General features: G+C 38.9%; 19 protein-coding genes. 16 read left to right on the plus strand and 3 right to left on the minus strand.

The features are described from left to right. The first annotated feature begins 20 nt into the window (after positions 1 to 20). From AC4D4A_RS00085 to lysA, 13 genes are all read left to right on the plus strand, one after another. Positions 21 to 251 (plus strand): YqzK family protein, encoded by a 231-nt coding sequence (locus AC4D4A_RS00085; protein WP_490994007.1) that lies wholly within the window; start codon positions 21 to 23, stop codon positions 249 to 251. A gap of 6 nt (positions 252 to 257) precedes the next feature. Then, positions 258 to 1,148, plus strand: a complete 891-nt coding sequence (xerD, locus tag AC4D4A_RS00090; RefSeq protein WP_490994008.1) for a site-specific tyrosine recombinase XerD — start codon at positions 258 to 260, stop codon at positions 1,146 to 1,148. Between the two features lie 315 nt (positions 1,149 to 1,463). Next, positions 1,464 to 2,639 (plus strand): phosphopentomutase, encoded by a 1,176-nt coding sequence (gene deoB, locus AC4D4A_RS00095; protein WP_490994009.1) that lies wholly within the window; start codon positions 1,464 to 1,466, stop codon positions 2,637 to 2,639. A gap of 14 nt (positions 2,640 to 2,653) precedes the next feature. Continuing rightward, on the plus strand, positions 2,654 to 3,478 hold the full coding sequence (locus tag AC4D4A_RS00100) for a purine-nucleoside phosphorylase (RefSeq protein WP_139891702.1): 825 nt from the start codon (positions 2,654 to 2,656) through the stop codon (positions 3,476 to 3,478). 799 nt (positions 3,479 to 4,277) lie between these two features. Continuing rightward, positions 4,278 to 5,456, plus strand: a complete 1,179-nt coding sequence (locus tag AC4D4A_RS00105; RefSeq protein WP_490994010.1) for a D-alanyl-D-alanine carboxypeptidase family protein — start codon at positions 4,278 to 4,280, stop codon at positions 5,454 to 5,456. A gap of 123 nt (positions 5,457 to 5,579) precedes the next feature. Continuing rightward, a complete protein-coding gene (gene spoIIAA / locus AC4D4A_RS00110; protein WP_490994011.1) occupies positions 5,580 to 5,930 on the plus strand; it encodes an anti-sigma F factor antagonist in 351 nt (116 codons plus the stop codon). 1 nt (position 5,931) lies between these two features. Further along, positions 5,932 to 6,378 carry an anti-sigma F factor gene (gene spoIIAB, locus AC4D4A_RS00115; RefSeq protein WP_066107650.1) on the plus strand — a complete coding sequence of 149 codons (447 nt, stop codon included), beginning with the start codon at positions 5,932 to 5,934 and terminating at the stop codon, positions 6,376 to 6,378. 13 nt (positions 6,379 to 6,391) lie between these two features. Next, positions 6,392 to 7,147, plus strand: a complete 756-nt coding sequence (gene sigF, locus AC4D4A_RS00120; RefSeq protein ID WP_490994012.1) for an RNA polymerase sporulation sigma factor SigF — start codon at positions 6,392 to 6,394, stop codon at positions 7,145 to 7,147. A gap of 137 nt (positions 7,148 to 7,284) precedes the next feature. Next, positions 7,285 to 7,902: a stage V sporulation protein AA gene (locus AC4D4A_RS00125; protein ID WP_490994013.1), complete on the plus strand. Its 618-nt coding sequence runs from the start codon at positions 7,285 to 7,287 to the stop codon at positions 7,900 to 7,902. Next, a complete protein-coding gene (locus AC4D4A_RS00130) occupies positions 7,895 to 8,308 on the plus strand; it encodes a stage V sporulation protein AB (protein ID WP_490994014.1) in 414 nt (137 codons plus the stop codon). Before AC4D4A_RS00125 ends, AC4D4A_RS00130 begins: the two co-directional genes overlap by 8 nt. 21 nt (positions 8,309 to 8,329) lie before the next feature. Then, positions 8,330 to 8,932 carry a stage V sporulation protein SpoVABEA gene (gene spoVAEA / locus AC4D4A_RS00135; RefSeq protein WP_490994015.1) on the plus strand — a complete coding sequence of 201 codons (603 nt, stop codon included), beginning with the start codon at positions 8,330 to 8,332 and terminating at the stop codon, positions 8,930 to 8,932. After that, positions 8,892 to 10,364 carry a spore germination protein gene (locus AC4D4A_RS00140; protein ID WP_490994016.1) on the plus strand — a complete coding sequence of 491 codons (1,473 nt, stop codon included), beginning with the start codon at positions 8,892 to 8,894 and terminating at the stop codon, positions 10,362 to 10,364. Before spoVAEA ends, AC4D4A_RS00140 begins: the two co-directional genes overlap by 41 nt. A gap of 107 nt (positions 10,365 to 10,471) precedes the next feature. After that, on the plus strand, positions 10,472 to 11,779 hold the full coding sequence (lysA, locus tag AC4D4A_RS00145; RefSeq protein ID WP_490994017.1) for a diaminopimelate decarboxylase: 1,308 nt from the start codon (positions 10,472 to 10,474) through the stop codon (positions 11,777 to 11,779). Positions 11,780 to 11,818: 39 nt separating this feature from the next. Here the strand turns inward: lysA and AC4D4A_RS00150 are convergent, their stop codons facing one another. Continuing rightward, a complete protein-coding gene (locus tag AC4D4A_RS00150) occupies positions 11,819 to 12,691 on the minus strand; it encodes a DUF1002 domain-containing protein (RefSeq protein ID WP_490994018.1) in 873 nt (290 codons plus the stop codon). 385 nt (positions 12,692 to 13,076) lie between these two features. Between AC4D4A_RS00150 and AC4D4A_RS00155 the strand changes: the two genes are divergently transcribed. After that, positions 13,077 to 13,442, plus strand: coding sequence for a GNAT family N-acetyltransferase (locus AC4D4A_RS00155; RefSeq protein ID WP_490994019.1), 366 nt, complete (start codon positions 13,077 to 13,079; stop codon positions 13,440 to 13,442). A gap of 32 nt (positions 13,443 to 13,474) precedes the next feature. Here the strand turns inward: AC4D4A_RS00155 and AC4D4A_RS00160 are convergent, their stop codons facing one another. Then, positions 13,475 to 13,999: a DUF309 domain-containing protein gene (locus tag AC4D4A_RS00160; protein WP_490994020.1), complete on the minus strand. Its 525-nt coding sequence runs from the start codon at positions 13,997 to 13,999 to the stop codon at positions 13,475 to 13,477. A gap of 176 nt (positions 14,000 to 14,175) precedes the next feature. Further along, positions 14,176 to 14,271 (minus strand): YjcZ family sporulation protein, encoded by a 96-nt coding sequence (locus tag AC4D4A_RS00165; protein WP_066107625.1) that lies wholly within the window; start codon positions 14,269 to 14,271, stop codon positions 14,176 to 14,178. A 175-nt stretch (positions 14,272 to 14,446) separates the two neighbouring features. Here AC4D4A_RS00165 and AC4D4A_RS00170 point away from each other — a divergent pair, with 175 nt between their 5' ends. Beyond that, complete coding sequence (locus AC4D4A_RS00170) at positions 14,447 to 15,214, plus strand: segregation/condensation protein A (RefSeq protein WP_490994021.1); 768 nt, start codon at positions 14,447 to 14,449, stop codon at positions 15,212 to 15,214. Beyond that, on the plus strand, positions 15,201 to 15,779 hold the full coding sequence (scpB, locus tag AC4D4A_RS00175; RefSeq protein WP_490994022.1) for an SMC-Scp complex subunit ScpB: 579 nt from the start codon (positions 15,201 to 15,203) through the stop codon (positions 15,777 to 15,779). The genes AC4D4A_RS00170 and scpB overlap by 14 nt, the downstream gene beginning before the upstream one ends. Positions 15,780 to 15,785: the final 6 nt, after the last annotated feature.

Below are 15,785 nucleotides of genomic sequence, written 5' to 3' on the forward strand. Positions count from 1 at the left end.
GCCTGGAGGACTAGAGAATTATGAGAAACTTGATTAAATTATTTTGGCAAACAAGCAAGGTATTCATCATGTTTGTTGGCTTTACGATATTATTTTATTTTGCTATTGTTTGGTTTAATGAGGAATATGAAAATTTTCATCGCTATGACGAGCCTAAGGGAACGGCTGTAAAGGTTTTTCAATCCATCAATGATGAAGGGGAGCCTGGATGGAGGGAAAGACTCTTTCTATTTTATTTAGATGGGGAGTGAATGAAAATGAAAGATCCATTACAGGATTTTATCCATTATTTATCAATTGAAAAAGGGTTGGCTAAAAACACCCTATTATCGTATAAACGAGATTTGGATTCCTATTATAAGTTTTTGAAAGCTCAACAAATCGAGAACTGGAAGGATGTTTCCCGTGTTCATATTGTCCAGTTCCTTGGTAAATTAAGGGATGATGGGAAATCATCCAAAACGCTGGCACGCCATACAGCATCGATTCGATCCTTCCATCAATTTTTATTAAGGGAACGTATTTCGGAGACGGATCCGTCTGTCCTGATTGAAAGCCCTCATACTGAGAAATCATTGCCAAAGGTTTTGAGCCAGGAGGAAACGGAGGCATTGCTGAATGCACCTAACCCAGCTGACGCTTTCGGTATACGGGATAGGGCTATACTAGAGCTGCTCTATGCAACTGGTATGCGTGTTAGTGAATTAATAGAGTTAAATATTGATAATGTACATATAGAAATGGGATTTGTTCGCTGTATAGGGAAGGGAAGTAAAGAGCGAATTATCCCGGTGGGGCAAATGGCCCTTGATTCAATTACCACCTATTTAACATCAGGTAGACCCAGATTGGTTAGCCAAAAGAATAAATCGGATGCTTTATTTTTGAACCATCACGGCGGACGTCTCAGCCGCCAAGGGTTATGGAAAATCATTAAGAAGCTTGCCGAGCAGGCGAATATTCAAAAGTCATTGACACCGCATACCCTTCGTCACTCATTTGCCACCCATTTACTTATGAATGGTGCGGATTTGCGGGCTGTTCAGGAGATGCTCGGACATGCTGATATCTCGACAACACAAATCTATACACATGTCACGAATGTCCGTTTAAAGGATGTATACAGTAAGTTCCATCCTCGAGCTTAAAAGGGGATTCTCATTGTTTGGGTTTGTTACGGCGGCATCCAATAAGGGATGCCGTTTTTTATTTTTGGGCACGTTTTTAAAGAGAAATAAGCAGTAGGTCTAATTGACTTTTTGAATATTGCGTGAATACCGAAAAATAAAACTATTAAAATTTGGTAAACTTAAATTGGCAACGTTTCCCCGGTGATGTAAAATAAAGAAGTCAGACCTCTGACGCCTGCAACTTTTGACCCGTAAATTCTGCTGAAATTTATGGAAGATTACAGGCGCTGAGAAAGGGTAACCTACATATAAAAGAAGCTGGAGGTTTCATGTATGAAATTTAAGCGAGTATTTTTAACTGTAATGGATTCTGTTGGGATTGGCGAAGCGCCAGATGCAGAGAAATTTGGCGATAAAGGTTCAGATACACTTGGACATATAGCTGAAAAAATGAATGGGTTGAACATGCCTGTCATGGGTAAATTGGGCCTATCAAACATCAGAGAAATTAAAGGAATTCAAAAGGCAGAAAAGCCAATGGCTTATTATACAAAAATGCAAGAGGCTTCCAATGGGAAAGATACGATGACTGGTCACTGGGAAATTATGGGGCTTCGTATTGATACACCATTCCGTGTATTTCCGGATGGATTTCCACCGGAATTAATTCAGGAGCTGGAAGAAAAGAGCGGCAGAAAAATTATTGGGAATAAACCGGCGAGCGGTACAGAAATCCTGGTAGAATTGGGAGAAGAACACGTAAAAACCGGAGCGTTAATCGTGTACACTTCTGCTGACTCCGTTCTGCAAATTGCAGCTCATGAAGATGTAGTACCTCTTGAAGAACTCTATCGCATTTGTGAAATTGCCAGAGAAATGACTCTACGTGAAGAATATATGGTAGGCAGAATCATTGCTCGCCCATTTATTGGAGAGCCTGGTGATTTCAAACGTACGCCAAATCGCCATGACTATGCGTTAAAACCATTTGGACGCACGGTTATGAATGAGCTGAAGGATAGCAATTTTGACGTAATCTCTATTGGTAAAATTGCTGATATCTACGATGGCGAGGGCGTAACAAAAGCGCTTCGCACAACAAGTAATATGGATGGAATGGATAAGCAGGTCCAAACATTGGATATGGACTTTACTGGCCTAAGCTTCCTGAACCTTGTTGATTTTGATGCCGTATTTGGCCACAGACGCGATCCTATTGGATACGGTAAAGCATTAGAAGAGTACGATGGAAGATTGCAGGAAGTACTGGATAAAATGAAGGAAGACGATCTGCTGATTATTACGGCAGACCATGGTAATGATCCGGTTCATCCTGGAACAGATCATACGAGAGAATACGTTCCTTTACTTGTATACTCCAAACAATTTAAAGAAGGTAAAGAACTGCCGATCCGCAGTACATTTGCGGACATTGGTGCAACCGTTGCTGATAACTTCGGTGTGAAAATGCCTGAGCATGGAGTAAGCTTCCTTAAGGAACTAAATTAAAAGGAGAGAACAGAATGTTTGAAAAAGTAAATGAAGCAGCAGCTCATATTTTAGAGGTATCCGGTCAAAAGCCTGAACTAGGATTGATTCTTGGTTCAGGGTTGGGAGTATTGGCTGATGAAATCGAAAATGCCACTGTAATCCCATACAGCGAAATACCTCATTTCCCAGTTTCTACTGTTGAAGGACATGCTGGCCAACTTGTTGTTGGTACGCTGGCAGGCAAAACAGTAGCGGCTATGCAGGGGCGTTTCCACTATTATGAAGGATATTCCATGCAAGAAGTTACATTCCCAGTACGTGTTATGAAGGCAATGGGAATGACACATATCCTTGTAACAAATGCAGCAGGCGGAGTAAATGAAAGCTTCAAGCCTGGTGATTTGATGATTATCACAGATCATATTAATTACATGGGCGCACACCCATTAATTGGACCAAATCACAGTGAGTTTGGACCAAGATTCCCTGATATGACAAGTGCTTACACAAAATCATTAGTGGAATTGGCAGAACAAGTTGCTTCTAAACAAAATATTGCGATTCAAAAAGGTGTCTACATTGGATTTACAGGTCCTACTTACGAAACACCTGCAGAAGTGAGAATGGCACGTATTTTAGGCGGGGATGCAGTTGGAATGTCAACAGTTCCTGAAGTTATCGTTGCTGCTCATGGAGGCATGAAAGTACTCGGTATTTCATGCATTACAAACATGGCTGCTGGAATCCTGGATCAGCCTTTGGCGCATGACGAGGTAATTGAAACGACTGAAAAAGTAAAATCTACGTTCTTGAACTTAGTAAAATCAATCGTATCAGAAATGAAAATTGAAGCTTAATAAGTTTTAACAGGAGGCTGTCTAGTAGTTTTTATTAGATGGCCTCTATTTTTTTATGGTTAATAATAGGAGTAAGATGCCGTGAGTAGTGACATATTAGGGTAAAAGAATAAATGAATTCACTTTGGCCTGATATAAATTGCTCTGTTGTCCAAATTTGGTTCAATCACTGTGTAAATCGTTCAAATGCTTACATGATCGCACAATCAACATGCACATCGCACAAAGGCTTACATAATCGCTCAATCACTATGCAAATCGCTCAATGCCTTATATGATCGCGCAATCACGATATAAATCGCTCAATCACCGGAATTCCCGCTCAATTAACCTCATTTTTCGCTAATCTCCTTATGGTTCGCTCAATAAATTAAAATATTGCTCAATTCCTCTCAAAATCGCACTATTACTATAAAATATCGCTCAATTGTTTATAGGTTGCCTGTTATATAGATGAAATTTAAATACTGATTATAAAAAGCAGACTGAAAAGTCTTCACTTTAACCAATTTCCTTTAAAAATATGGATTTTTTTATGATTTACAGGCTTAAATTTCTCTCCTCTCGAGTTTTCCTCGATAATTTAATTTCAGAACATCTAATGTTAGTTAATATGGTCTCTACTAACACAGAAATAGCTAGAATTCCCTTTGAAATTAAGACTGCGTATTTAAAATTTTCATTCAAATTAGTCGGGTCCTAATCAGGAAATATAATTTTATCTGAGATAAGATTCTGGACTGTATAAAAGTAGTGTTGTTGGTAAAACTGGAATTTATCATGAGTAGGAGGTCTGTCCATGAAACGGTATGTTTCAGCTTTATTAGTAGTAGTGTTCACTTTAAGTATGTCTGTACCATCATTTGCAGCCGAAAAAACAAAAACGGCGGAATTAGATTTAGCACCTAAAACGAAGTCAGCAATACTGATAGAAAAGGATACGGGTTCTGTCATATATGATAAAAATAAAGATGAGCGGCTGTCTCCCGCCAGCATGACGAAGATTATGACCATGCTGTTAATCATGGAGGCATTAGATCAAAAGCGTATAACGATGGAAGATAAAGTTCGAACAAGTGAATATGCTGCCTCAATGGGTGGTTCGCAAATCTTCCTGGAGCCAGGTGAGGAAATGACGGTTGAGCAAATGCTCAGAGGAATTGCAATTGGTTCAGGGAATGATGCCTCCGTTGCCATGGCTGAAAAAATTGCTGGAAGCGAAGAGGAATTCGTGAAAAGAATGAATGCCAAAGTGCAGGAATTAGGGTTGAAAAACACTAAATTTCAAAATTGCACGGGACTACCGACAACTGATCATTACAGTTCAGCCTTTGATATGGCGACCATAGCAAAAGAGTTACTAAAGCATGAGGAAATTACGAATTTTACAAGTTTATATGAATCTTATTTACGTGAGGATTCGGATAAAAAATTCTGGCTTGTGAATACGAACAAACTGGTGAAATTTTACCCTGGTGTGGACGGATTAAAAACTGGTTTTACACATCAAGCGGGATATTGCTTAACCGCAACAGCTAAAAAAGATAATTTACGAGTCATTGCAGTTGTATTTGGGGCTGAGAATCCAAAAGAACGAAATTCTCAAATTACGCAAATGCTGGATTATGCCTTTGCTAATTATCAATCACGTCCGGTTTATAAGAAAGAACAGCCTCTGGCTCTTTTGAAAATAGAAAAAGGTCAACAGAAAAAAGTGAGTTTGGTCACAGGCGATTCAGTTTCTCTTTTAAATAAAAAAGGGGAAGACAAGGTGAATATCCGTCCGAATATCATATTGAAAAAAGACGTGCAGGCCCCAATCAAAAAAGGAGATCAGCTTGGTGTCTTAAAAATGATGAGAGACGACAAAGTCATTTCAGAAACCCCTCTTATTGCATCAAAAGATGTAAAACGAGCAAGCTGGTATGATTTATATAAACGTTCATTCGGCATGTTTACCCATACCGGCGACGAATAACCGTTGGTATGCGAAATTAAACGAATAGAAAGAGAATATCACTAGTTTTGTCTTTAAGAAGGAATTGAAGTGGAGCTTGGCGAAAATCACCACTATACTTTCTTTGAAGGGGGCAAAGGTACTGTGAGTCTAGAAATTGATATGAAGACTATTGAGGATATATTATGTATTCGCCTGAAGGGAGAATTGGATCATCATACAGCGGAGGATTTAAAGAACAAGGCATCTCAATTAATAGAAACTGGTGGCATTCGCCATATCATTCTAAATTTGGGCGAGTTGAGTTTCATGGATAGCTCCGGTCTTGGAGTGATATTGGGCAGATATAAACAAATTCAGCAATTTGAAGGGGAAATGATTGTTTGTGCCATCTCACCATCTGTCCATAGGTTATTTGAGATGTCCGGAATGTTTAAAATTCTTCGTCTTGAACCTTCGGAGGAAGCAGCTATACAGGGATTGGGGGTAGCGTAACATGAAAAACGAAATGGCTATAGAATTTTCTGCATTGAGTCAAAACGAATCATTTGCCCGGATTACGGTGGCAGCTTTTATCGCGCAATTGGATCCAACACTTGATGAGTTAACCGAAATTAAAACGGTTGTATCGGAGGCAGTCACTAACGCAATTATCCATGGCTATGAGGGAGACGCCAAGGGTAAAATCTATATCACTGCGATATTGGATCTTGAGGAAGAAAGAGTGGAGCTGACGATCCGGGATAATGGCATTGGAATCAGAGATATTGATGAAGCAAGGCAGCCTTTGTATACAACAAAGCCAGAATTGGAAAGGTCCGGTATGGGCTTTACCATAATGGAGAACTTTATGGATGAGATTTATATCGATTCATCCAGAGGTGAAGGAACAGAGGTAAGGCTTATGAAAAATCTTTCCAAAAGCAAAGCTTTATGTAATTAAGGAGACTAATACAATGGATGTGGAAGTCAAAAAGGGTAAAAAGACCGCCCAGCTTAAGGACGAAGAGGTAAAAACACTTATACTTCAAAGCCAGCAAGGTGACCAATTAGCTAGAGACGAAATCATCCAGAAAAACATGAGGCTTGTATGGTCAGTTGTACAAAGATTTCTTAACAGAGGATATGAACCTGATGATTTATTTCAGATAGGGTGTATTGGTTTATTGAAATCTGTAGATAAATTTGATTTATCCTATAATGTAAAATTTTCAACCTATGCAGTTCCCATGATTATTGGGGAGATTCAGCGTTTTATTCGTGATGACGGCACGGTAAAAGTTAGCCGTTCATTGAAGGAAATGTCCAACAAAATCAGAAGAGCGAAGGATGAATTATCTAAGCAATTCGGACGGACGCCAACCATTACAGAAATCAGTGAGTATTTGGATTTATCACCTGAGGAAATCATTATGGCACAGGAGGCCAGCCGATCTCCTTCTTCAATTCATGAGACGGTTTATGAGAATGACGGTGATCCAATTACCTTGCTGGACCAAATTGCAGATAGTTCAGAGTCAAAGTGGTTTGAAAAAATTGCTTTAAAAGAGGCGATCGCCTTATTGGATGAGCGAGAGAAACTAATAGTTTATTTACGTTATTATAAGGATCAAACGCAGACGGAGGTTGCAGAGAGGCTAGGAATCTCCCAGGTACAGGTATCTAGATTGGAAAAGAAGATTTTAAATCAAATGAAAGACCGTATGGACTAGAGTGCTGGTTCGTACGGTTTTTTTTTGTTAGTGGTTGCTTCTCTCTGAAACTAATTTGTGATTTTTGGTATGGTTCCTAAATTTTCTAACCATACTATAAACACATGTGAATTTAGGAAATGGGGATGAAAATATTCATGGAGGAATGTGTTTATATCCGTTTGAAATATCGGGCGAGAGTTTTGCCGAATCATCCGATAAGACTTTTGGATATTGCCAATATAATTGGGACAGACGAAGTAAAAGAAAAGGTAGGAAGTTTAATTCTGGGTGAATTTTCAAAGAATAAAAATGTTTTTATTCTGGATGTGACGGTTGTTCTCCAAGCGATTTTTCAGCATTTTCCCGAAATGAAAATGGATACCTATGGTCCATCACAAACCATTGTAGAGGTAGAACGTAAAACGAAAAAAGTATCGAACCTTTTGTTTATTCTTGTGTGGATTGTTCTATTTATAGGAGCTGGCTTTGCGATTATGAATTTCCATGAGGATGTCAGCATGAGGGAACTCCATGAGCGCCTCTATTATATGATTACCGGTAAGCATTCTGCAAATCCACTTGTATTTCAAATACCCTATTCATTTGGACTCGGAATTGGGATGATTTTGTTCTTTAATCATATTTTCACGAAAAGATTGAATGATGAACCAAGTCCAATGGAAGTAGAGATGTTTAACTATCAGCAGGATTTAGATCAATATATCATCATGAATGAAAACAAACATTCGATTACTTCTGTAAAAGATGATTGAGTTTATTTATGTGCTGATAGTTGGATTCTCAGGTGGGGTATCGGTCGGAGCCGGTTATGTGGCGTTTTTGACTGTCCTTAATATTATCCCAAGGCTTACACAGCTTACGAAGGTTCAGTCTGTTCATTATTTTGAAAGTGCGGTTATACTTGGAGCGATAGGTGGGACCATATCCAGCTTATGGGACTTTTCATTGGGGTTAACACCCATCCTCCTATCACTCATGGGCATATTTAGCGGTGTTTTTAACGGGATGCTGGCAGCAGCTTTGACAGAGGTTTTAAATGTCTTTCCAATCTTGGCAAAAAGAATCGGTATGCAGGATCGGATTTTATATATCCTGATGGCGCTTGTTCTCGGCAAAATATTGGGCTCACTATTTCAGTGGATTATTTATAATCAATAAATGTCTTAGGGCGGTGAAGAGTTGAAAGGGAAGCGAAATATCATCATTATCACAGATGGAGATGAATATGCGAAAAGAACAATCGAACATGTAGCAAAAGAAATCGGTGGCCGCTGCATTTCCTCCTCCTATGGAAATCCAACAAAAGTGGATGGTGCTGAACTGATTAAACTCATTAAATCTGCAGCCCATGACCCGGTTTTGGTTATGTTTGATGACAGCGGTCTGGTCGGAGAAGGGACTGGTGAGCAGTTAATGAAATATGTTGCGGAACACCCTGATATCAATCTTCTAGGAATTCTTGCCGTTGCTTCAAAAACGAAACAGGAAGAATGGACAAAAGTAGATGTTTGTATTGATCGCGAAGGGAATCTTACCGGATTTGGCGTTGATAAATTTGGAATACCAGAAATGGATGTTAAACGAATTAATGGAGATACAGTCTATAGTATCGATTCTATTCATGCACCTATTGTAGTCGGTATTGGTGATATAGGCAAAATGTCTAAATATGATGACATTACGAAAGGAAGTCCTATAACACTTAGTGCTGTAAAACTGATTCTCGAAAGGAGTGGATACCATGCAGGCCAATCAAAAGGAGAAAACACCAATATCGAGTGACTTACAGGCCGTAAAGAAATACATGGAGAAAAATGTAGGTCTTGGAGTAAGTTTTGATTTAGGAGTAAGAGAAATCCTGATCCGCGATACAATGATGCAAATGTATTATGTAAATGGTTTATGTGATACCAGTTTTATTATAGAGATTTTGGAGACATTGACTGATATTAATGAACAAGAAGACAATGCCTTGGATGTCCCTATTTATGACCTGATTAAAAACCGTTTGGTCCAGCAATCCGTTGTAGTTGTTCAAACAATGGATGAAATGGTGGATCAGGTATTGTCAGGTTTGATTTCCATTATTGTAGCAGGCAGCGGAAAAGCTCTGATCGTTGATGTAAGAAGTTATCCGGGGAGACAGCCTCAGGAACCGGATACAGAGAGAATCACTAGAGGAGCAAGGGACGGTTATGTTGAAAATATTATTATTAACACTGCCTTAACACGCAGGAGAATTCGCGATGAACGTTTGCGATTCGAAATTATGCGTGTTGGGGAACGCTCCAAAACAGATATTGCAATTGGATATATTGATGGGGTTGCTAATCCAAAGCTCGTTAATATCATTCGGGATGAACTGAAATCAATCGAGATTGATGGTTTGACAATGGCCGAAAAAACGGTTGAGGAATATTTAGTCAATCAGGGGTATAATCCTTATCCAATGGTTCGCTATACCGAGCGGGCAGATGTAGGAGCCAACCATTTACTAGAAGGGCATGTCCTTATTTATGTAGATACTTCACCAAGCATCATGATTACACCGACGACCTTTTTCCATCATGTCCAGCATGCAGAGGAATACAGACAGGCAGCTTCAGTGGGTACCATTCTTAGATGGTTCCGTTTTCTCGGTATTTTTGCTTCTCTTTTTATATTGCCATTATGGTTATTATTTGTATTGGAACCCCATTTGCTACCAGAAACTATGAAGTTTATTGGGCCGCAGGATGATGCACATGTTCATATTCTATTACAGATTGCTGTAGCGGAGGTTGGAATTGAACTGCTCAGAATTGCGTCGATACATACACCTGCTCCTTTATCATCGGCCATGGGACTTATTGCTGCTGTCCTAATTGGTCAAATAGCGATTGATGTTGGTTGGATGGTACCTGAGGTATTACTTTATGTAGCTATTGCGTCGATTGGCAGTTTTGCCACTCCAAGCTTGGAGCTCGGCTTGGCCAATAAATATATGCGCTATCTAATTCTAATTTTGACTGCTCTGTTCCATGTACCTGGGTACATGATTGCCAATACTCTCTTCATTTTTTTCCTAACCAGATTAAATACGTTGTCTACGCCCTATTTATGGCCGTTTATCCCATTTGCACCCAAAGCCCTTTCGAATATTATTATTAGAAAGCCGGTGCCTGGCAGACATTTAAGACCGCGTATTTTACATCCGGTGGATCGTACAAAATAATTCATTTTGAATTAGGGTATTAGTGTGATAAAGTAGTTATACTATTCAAAAAATAGACAGCTTTAATGAGCTGTCTATTTTTGTTATAACGTCAAGGGGGAAATTACATGCACTTTTATGGAACAGGTAAAGTGAATAATCATGGTCATTTAGAGATAGGGGGAGTAGATACTGTTTCTCTTGCGGAGCAATATGGCACTCCCTTATACATATATGATGTGGCTTTAATTAGAGAACGGGCAAGAATGTTCAGAGATACTTTTGGCAGGTTGGGTGTAGATGCTCAGGTGGCCTATGCAAGCAAAGCCTTTTCTTCCATTGCGATGTTTCAGCTTGCTATGGAGGAGGGATTGTCTTTGGATGTAGTGTCTGCAGGTGAATTGTATACAGCTCTCCAGGCCGGATTTCCGGTTGAACGAATTCATTTACATGGAAATAATAAAAGCGTTGATGAATTAGATATGGCGCTTGAAGCGGGGGTCGGCTGTATCGTAGTTGATAATTTTCACGAGATTGCCATTTTAGAAGAGCTGTGCAAAATGAAAGGTAAAGTATGTTCCATCCTTTTACGGGTAACTCCTGGAATTGAAGCACATACTCATGATTATATTTTAACAGGGCAAGAGGATTCTAAATTTGGATTTGATCTATGGAATGGCCAGGCGGAACAAGCGCTGCAATCTGTACTTCGGACTGAGTATTTTGATGTATTGGGTATACACTGCCATATTGGTTCGCAAATATTTGAAACGACCGGATTTATTTTAGCTGCCAAAAAGATTAGTGAACAAATTGCGAACTGGAATCAAACATATGGATTTTCACCAAAGGTTTTAAATTTAGGTGGTGGTTTTGGAATCCGTTATACAGAAGAGGACGAGCCTATTCCTGTCTCTCGCTATGTAGAAGAAATTGTGAGTGAAGTAAAATCCGATTTTGAAGAAGCTGGTCTGGCTATGCCGGAAATTTGGATTGAACCAGGACGCTCATTGGTTGGGGATGCCGGAACAACCATTTATGAAATTGGCTCAAGTAAGCATGTACCGGGAACTCGTAAATATTGGGCGGTTGATGGGGGAATGAGTGATAATATTCGTCCTGCTCTTTATCAGGCAAATTATGAAGCAGTTCTTGCCAATCGTATGAATGATGAAATATTTGAAGAAGTAGCAATAGCAGGGAAGTGCTGTGAAAGTGGAGATATGTTAATTTGGGATCTTCCGCTGCCTAAGGTTCAGCATGGGGATCTGCTGGCGGTCTTCTGTACAGGTGCATATGGGTACTCTATGTCCAATAACTACAACAGGCTCCGTCGTCCTGCGGTGGTGTTTGTAGAAAATGGGGAATCGCGTCTTGTTGTAAGAAGAGAGAGCCTTGAAGATCTAATAAAAAATGACCTGCCATTATATGAATAAATAATGAGAGGCTGCCATTTTCGACAGCCTCTCATTGTATTAGGCGAATAAGGATTTAATTGCGTCGATGAGACTTACAAAAACTGCTTTTAATTTATCAAGGAAGGATTGTCCTTCTTCTGATTGTAGGTAATCGGTCACTTTATCTTTAGCGGCATTTATTTGCTCTCCAACTTTGTTCCAGTCAATTCCTAGATCCTGCAGCTTGTTAAACAAATCGATTAGGCTCTGGATCTGTTGTTCCGTTAACGTGATACCAAGCTGTTCTGCTGCCTTTACGATGATGCTGCGCAAATCAGTATCATTTTGAGGCGGGTTAATAGCAATCTCTTCTTTAATGGTCTCAACGAGTGATGTAGCTTCATCCGTACCGATTTGATCACCTAATTTGGCTGTCTCAACCATTTCCTCATTGGCTGCTTGTTTTTGTTCCTCAGATATTTTGGTGTCCGTTGTCAATTCGTATGCTTTAATTAAGCCCGTCAAGGCAGCAGTACCGGAAACTTCAAAAGGAGCCGTAACATAGATCTCTGCATCTTTTATACCGGCAGTCGCCAGTGCGTTTTTATACATATCTTCTGTTACCCAATTGATATTTTTCGTTTTGACCGTAATCCCGGAACCTTTGGCAGCAATCGTAATGGATGAAGAGGAGATTGCTTTTGTTCCAATCAGCCTGCTAGCAATTTTACCATCCAAGTATTTATGCTCTTCTGAATTAGAGACCGTTACAATCTCCACATCCTTTGGAGCGTCCATTTCAGCTAACAATAATTTTTTTTGTTCCTGAGTCAGGTTTTCGCCAAGTGTAACGACCATGTCGCCTCTTTGCATATCAGCCAAAGCTATATTGGGGATGAGAAAACTAACTGCCAACAAAACTGACATTAATTTTAAAAGCTGTTTTTTCATTATGATAACCTCCCGTACCAGTTAGACGTAAAAAAATGATAAAAAGTTTCATTTTTTTATGTAGTAATAGTAATCTAGGCAAACAAATTGCCAATTGTGTTAACTCTGTCATATTATAATGGAATTGGAAGATTGTCTATTCTTTCTTGCATTCTTTTACAGTAATTTCTATCCATTTTGGCTATATGGTATAGGGTTTGTATGGTATGAAATACTTATATAAAGCCATTTCTGGATAAAATGTATGTTTGTTAGCTAAAAAAGAATCAGCATGGCAAAGAAAGGACTTTGCATTTGCATCAGTTGAATTCATAGGTAAAAACAAGTATGATAAGAAAGATTATTAAATACCAATCTATTATTCTCATTTAATGAGGGATCAAACATGTTAATTAGATACAAGAAGAGCTTTGAAAAAATCGCAATGGGTTTATTATCTTTTATGCCTGATGAAAAAGATTTAAAGAAGCTCCAGAATACTGTTAAATCATATGAAACAGAATCAGACAGGCAATTATATCTTTGGAAACAAGATGAGGACATTATAGGCCTGATCGGGATTGATTTGGATGGAAAGACGGTTACGGTAACCGATTTATCCGTTAATCCCTCTCATAGGGGTATGGGAGTTGGCCATGAAATGGTAAACTGTCTGATCGAATTATATGAGGGATACGAAATTATTTCCAGAGATATCACAGCAGAGTTTATTTCAAAATGTCTGGATTGTGAAGCCGATAATAGAGCATAAAAATAGAGAAACCCTTATTCAGGAGGGTTTCTCTATTTGTTTTTGCTGCGCTTTTGAAGTTGATTGAATCGTTCCTGAATAACATCTGTACGATCACGGGTAGAATGTCTATTCACTAATAATGAATCAGTAAGATTGCTGCTGCTATTCCACGAATATCCATATTCTTTGCATATGGTTTGGCAGGCCGTTAGCAGTTTAGGATCTTCAATCGGCAAAAAGGGACTTTTGTATGGTTCATTGTTTTTCAACCTATGTATGGAGTCAGTCAGTAATTGGAGTAAACCATCTGAGTCCATGCCTAATTGATTCACTTCTTCAGTATGCTTGTTTAAAATTTGCTTTGATTTTTGTAAGGTGCGAATAGCTCCTGATTCATTATTTCTACGGTAATGATACATACCGACGGCGAGCTGGATAAATCCGACCCATACAGATTCTCGATCTAACGGGAGATGTTTTTTCCAGTACTCTTCAAGTATTTCATGGCATTCAAAATAATCTCTGCTTCCATGAAATTCGGCTAGGTACTGGATGAACTCTATTGGGTAGTTCATTTGATTATTGTCACCTCATTAATTCTCGATATTATAGATAAATATACATGAACTAATACAGATAAGAAAAGAATAAGGATTTTAAGTGGAGAGAAGAGCATGATGATCTGGCTGATAAAAATAGAAACAGGCTATCAACTAAAGTCGACAGCCAGTTCCTTAGATTCATCATTTAATTAACACCAAGCTACTCCAACAATTACGAGTAGAATAAATAATACTACGATTAGCGCAAATCCGCTACCGTAACCTCCAACTGCGCCATCTCCCATTTGTGAATCCTCCTCTTTGGATCTTTTCTTTACATTGTCATACTATGTAATCCATACTGGAATGTATGGGCTTTTGCCCACCTTTTAGAAAATCAATTTGTTCATTCTATTGGAAAGAAGCTTGAGTTAAATTATACTTAAACTAGTTGAAATAAGTAGGAGTGCCTATAAAGAGATGAGTTATAAAATAAAGATAGATGCATTTGAAGGTCCACTCGATTTATTACTGCATTTAATAAATCGATTAGAAATAGATATTTATGATATTCCTGTTTCTGAAATCACCGAACAATATGTTGCTTACATCCATACCATGAAGGAGCTGGAATTGGATATAGCCAGTGAATATTTAGTCATGGCGGCAACACTTTTAGCTATTAAAAGTAAAATGCTCCTACCCAAGCATGAAGAGGAATGGGATGAAGAAGAGGATGAATTCTTTATGGGTGACGATCCCCGTGAAGAATTAGTTACACAGCTGCTCGAATATAAAAAATATAAAGAGGCAGCTGATGAATTTAAACAGATGGAAGCCGAAAGGGCCTTATTATTTACTAAACCTCCGATTGATTTATCGCCATATACGGAAGATGTAAAATCGGATCGACATGATTTAGATGTCAGCCTATATGATATGCTGAGCGCTTTTCAAAAATTAATGAGACGAAAAAAATTACGGAAACCGTTACAAACTCGAATTACACGTCAGGAAATTACGATAGATAAACGGATTCAGGAAATAAAGGATTATCTTAAGGAAAAAAGAGAAAAGGTATTATTTACCTCACTCTTTAATACAGAGGAAAAAGAGCAGTTAGTTGTCACCTTTCTTGCTGTCCTGGAATTGATGAAGCAAAATGAAATACAGGTGGAACAAACAAATAACTTCGAGGATATTTTCATAGAATGGAAGCAGGAGGATTTTACAGTTGGATATCGTTAATTGGAAATCAATATTGGAAGCATTACTTTTTGCGGCGGGTGATGAAGGGTTATCTCTTGAGCAAATTTCATCCGTATTGGAAGTGACTGAAGAAGAAGCAAAAGATGCTTTATATGATCTTAAAGAGCTGTATCAAAATGAAGACCGGGGAATCTGTGTGGTTGAATTGGCTGGTGTATACCAATTGGCGACAAAAAAAGTGCATGCCCCCTATTTGAAGAAGCTTGTTGAAACACCTTCAGCACATACACTTTCGCAGGCTTCCCTGGAAACCTTGGCGATAGTCGCCTATAAACAGCCTATTACCAGAATTGAGATTGAGGCCATCCGCGGTGTCAAAACGGAACGCCCTCTACAAACCTTGATGGCCAAGGCTTTAATTCAGGAAACGGGTCGTGCGGAAGGGGCGGGAAGGCCCTATTTATACGGAACGACCAAGGAGTTTTTGGATTACTTCGGTTTAAAATCCTTGGACGAGCTGCCAGCGCTGCAGGATGACACAGATGATGGATTTAATGACGAGGAAGCAGATTTGTTTTTTCATAAATTCCAAGAGATGGAATGAAGGAGG

Source organism: Pradoshia sp. Z5_111 (genome assembly GCF_058267535.1).

Bases quoted from the DNA above. Each gene is read 5' to 3' on its own strand.
- AC4D4A_RS00140 (WP_490994016.1), top strand. From the start codon at position 8,892: ATGCAGGCCAATCAAAAGGAGAAAACACCAATATCGAGTGACTTACAG.
- deoB (WP_490994009.1), top strand. From the start codon at position 1,464: ATGAAATTTAAGCGAGTATTTTTAACTGTAATGGATTCTGTTGGGATT.
- AC4D4A_RS00160 (WP_490994020.1), bottom strand. From the start codon at position 13,999: ATGAACTACCCAATAGAGTTCATCCAGTACCTAGCCGAATTTCATGGA.
- AC4D4A_RS00085 (WP_490994007.1), top strand. From the start codon at position 21: ATGAGAAACTTGATTAAATTATTTTGGCAAACAAGCAAGGTATTCATC.
- AC4D4A_RS00130 (WP_490994014.1), top strand. From the start codon at position 7,895: ATGATTGAGTTTATTTATGTGCTGATAGTTGGATTCTCAGGTGGGGTA.
- AC4D4A_RS00150 (WP_490994018.1), bottom strand. From the start codon at position 12,691: ATGAAAAAACAGCTTTTAAAATTAATGTCAGTTTTGTTGGCAGTTAGT.
- spoIIAB (WP_066107650.1), top strand. From the start codon at position 5,932: ATGAAAAACGAAATGGCTATAGAATTTTCTGCATTGAGTCAAAACGAA.
- AC4D4A_RS00125 (WP_490994013.1), top strand. From the start codon at position 7,285: ATGGAGGAATGTGTTTATATCCGTTTGAAATATCGGGCGAGAGTTTTG.
- AC4D4A_RS00100 (WP_139891702.1), top strand. From the start codon at position 2,654: ATGTTTGAAAAAGTAAATGAAGCAGCAGCTCATATTTTAGAGGTATCC.
- xerD (WP_490994008.1), top strand. From the start codon at position 258: ATGAAAGATCCATTACAGGATTTTATCCATTATTTATCAATTGAAAAA.
- AC4D4A_RS00165 (WP_066107625.1), bottom strand. From the start codon at position 14,271: ATGGGAGATGGCGCAGTTGGAGGTTACGGTAGCGGATTTGCGCTAATC.
- AC4D4A_RS00155 (WP_490994019.1), top strand. From the start codon at position 13,077: ATGTTAATTAGATACAAGAAGAGCTTTGAAAAAATCGCAATGGGTTTA.
- AC4D4A_RS00105 (WP_490994010.1), top strand. From the start codon at position 4,278: ATGAAACGGTATGTTTCAGCTTTATTAGTAGTAGTGTTCACTTTAAGT.
- lysA (WP_490994017.1), top strand. From the start codon at position 10,472: ATGCACTTTTATGGAACAGGTAAAGTGAATAATCATGGTCATTTAGAG.
- sigF (WP_490994012.1), top strand. From the start codon at position 6,392: ATGGATGTGGAAGTCAAAAAGGGTAAAAAGACCGCCCAGCTTAAGGAC.
- AC4D4A_RS00170 (WP_490994021.1), top strand. From the start codon at position 14,447: ATGAGTTATAAAATAAAGATAGATGCATTTGAAGGTCCACTCGATTTA.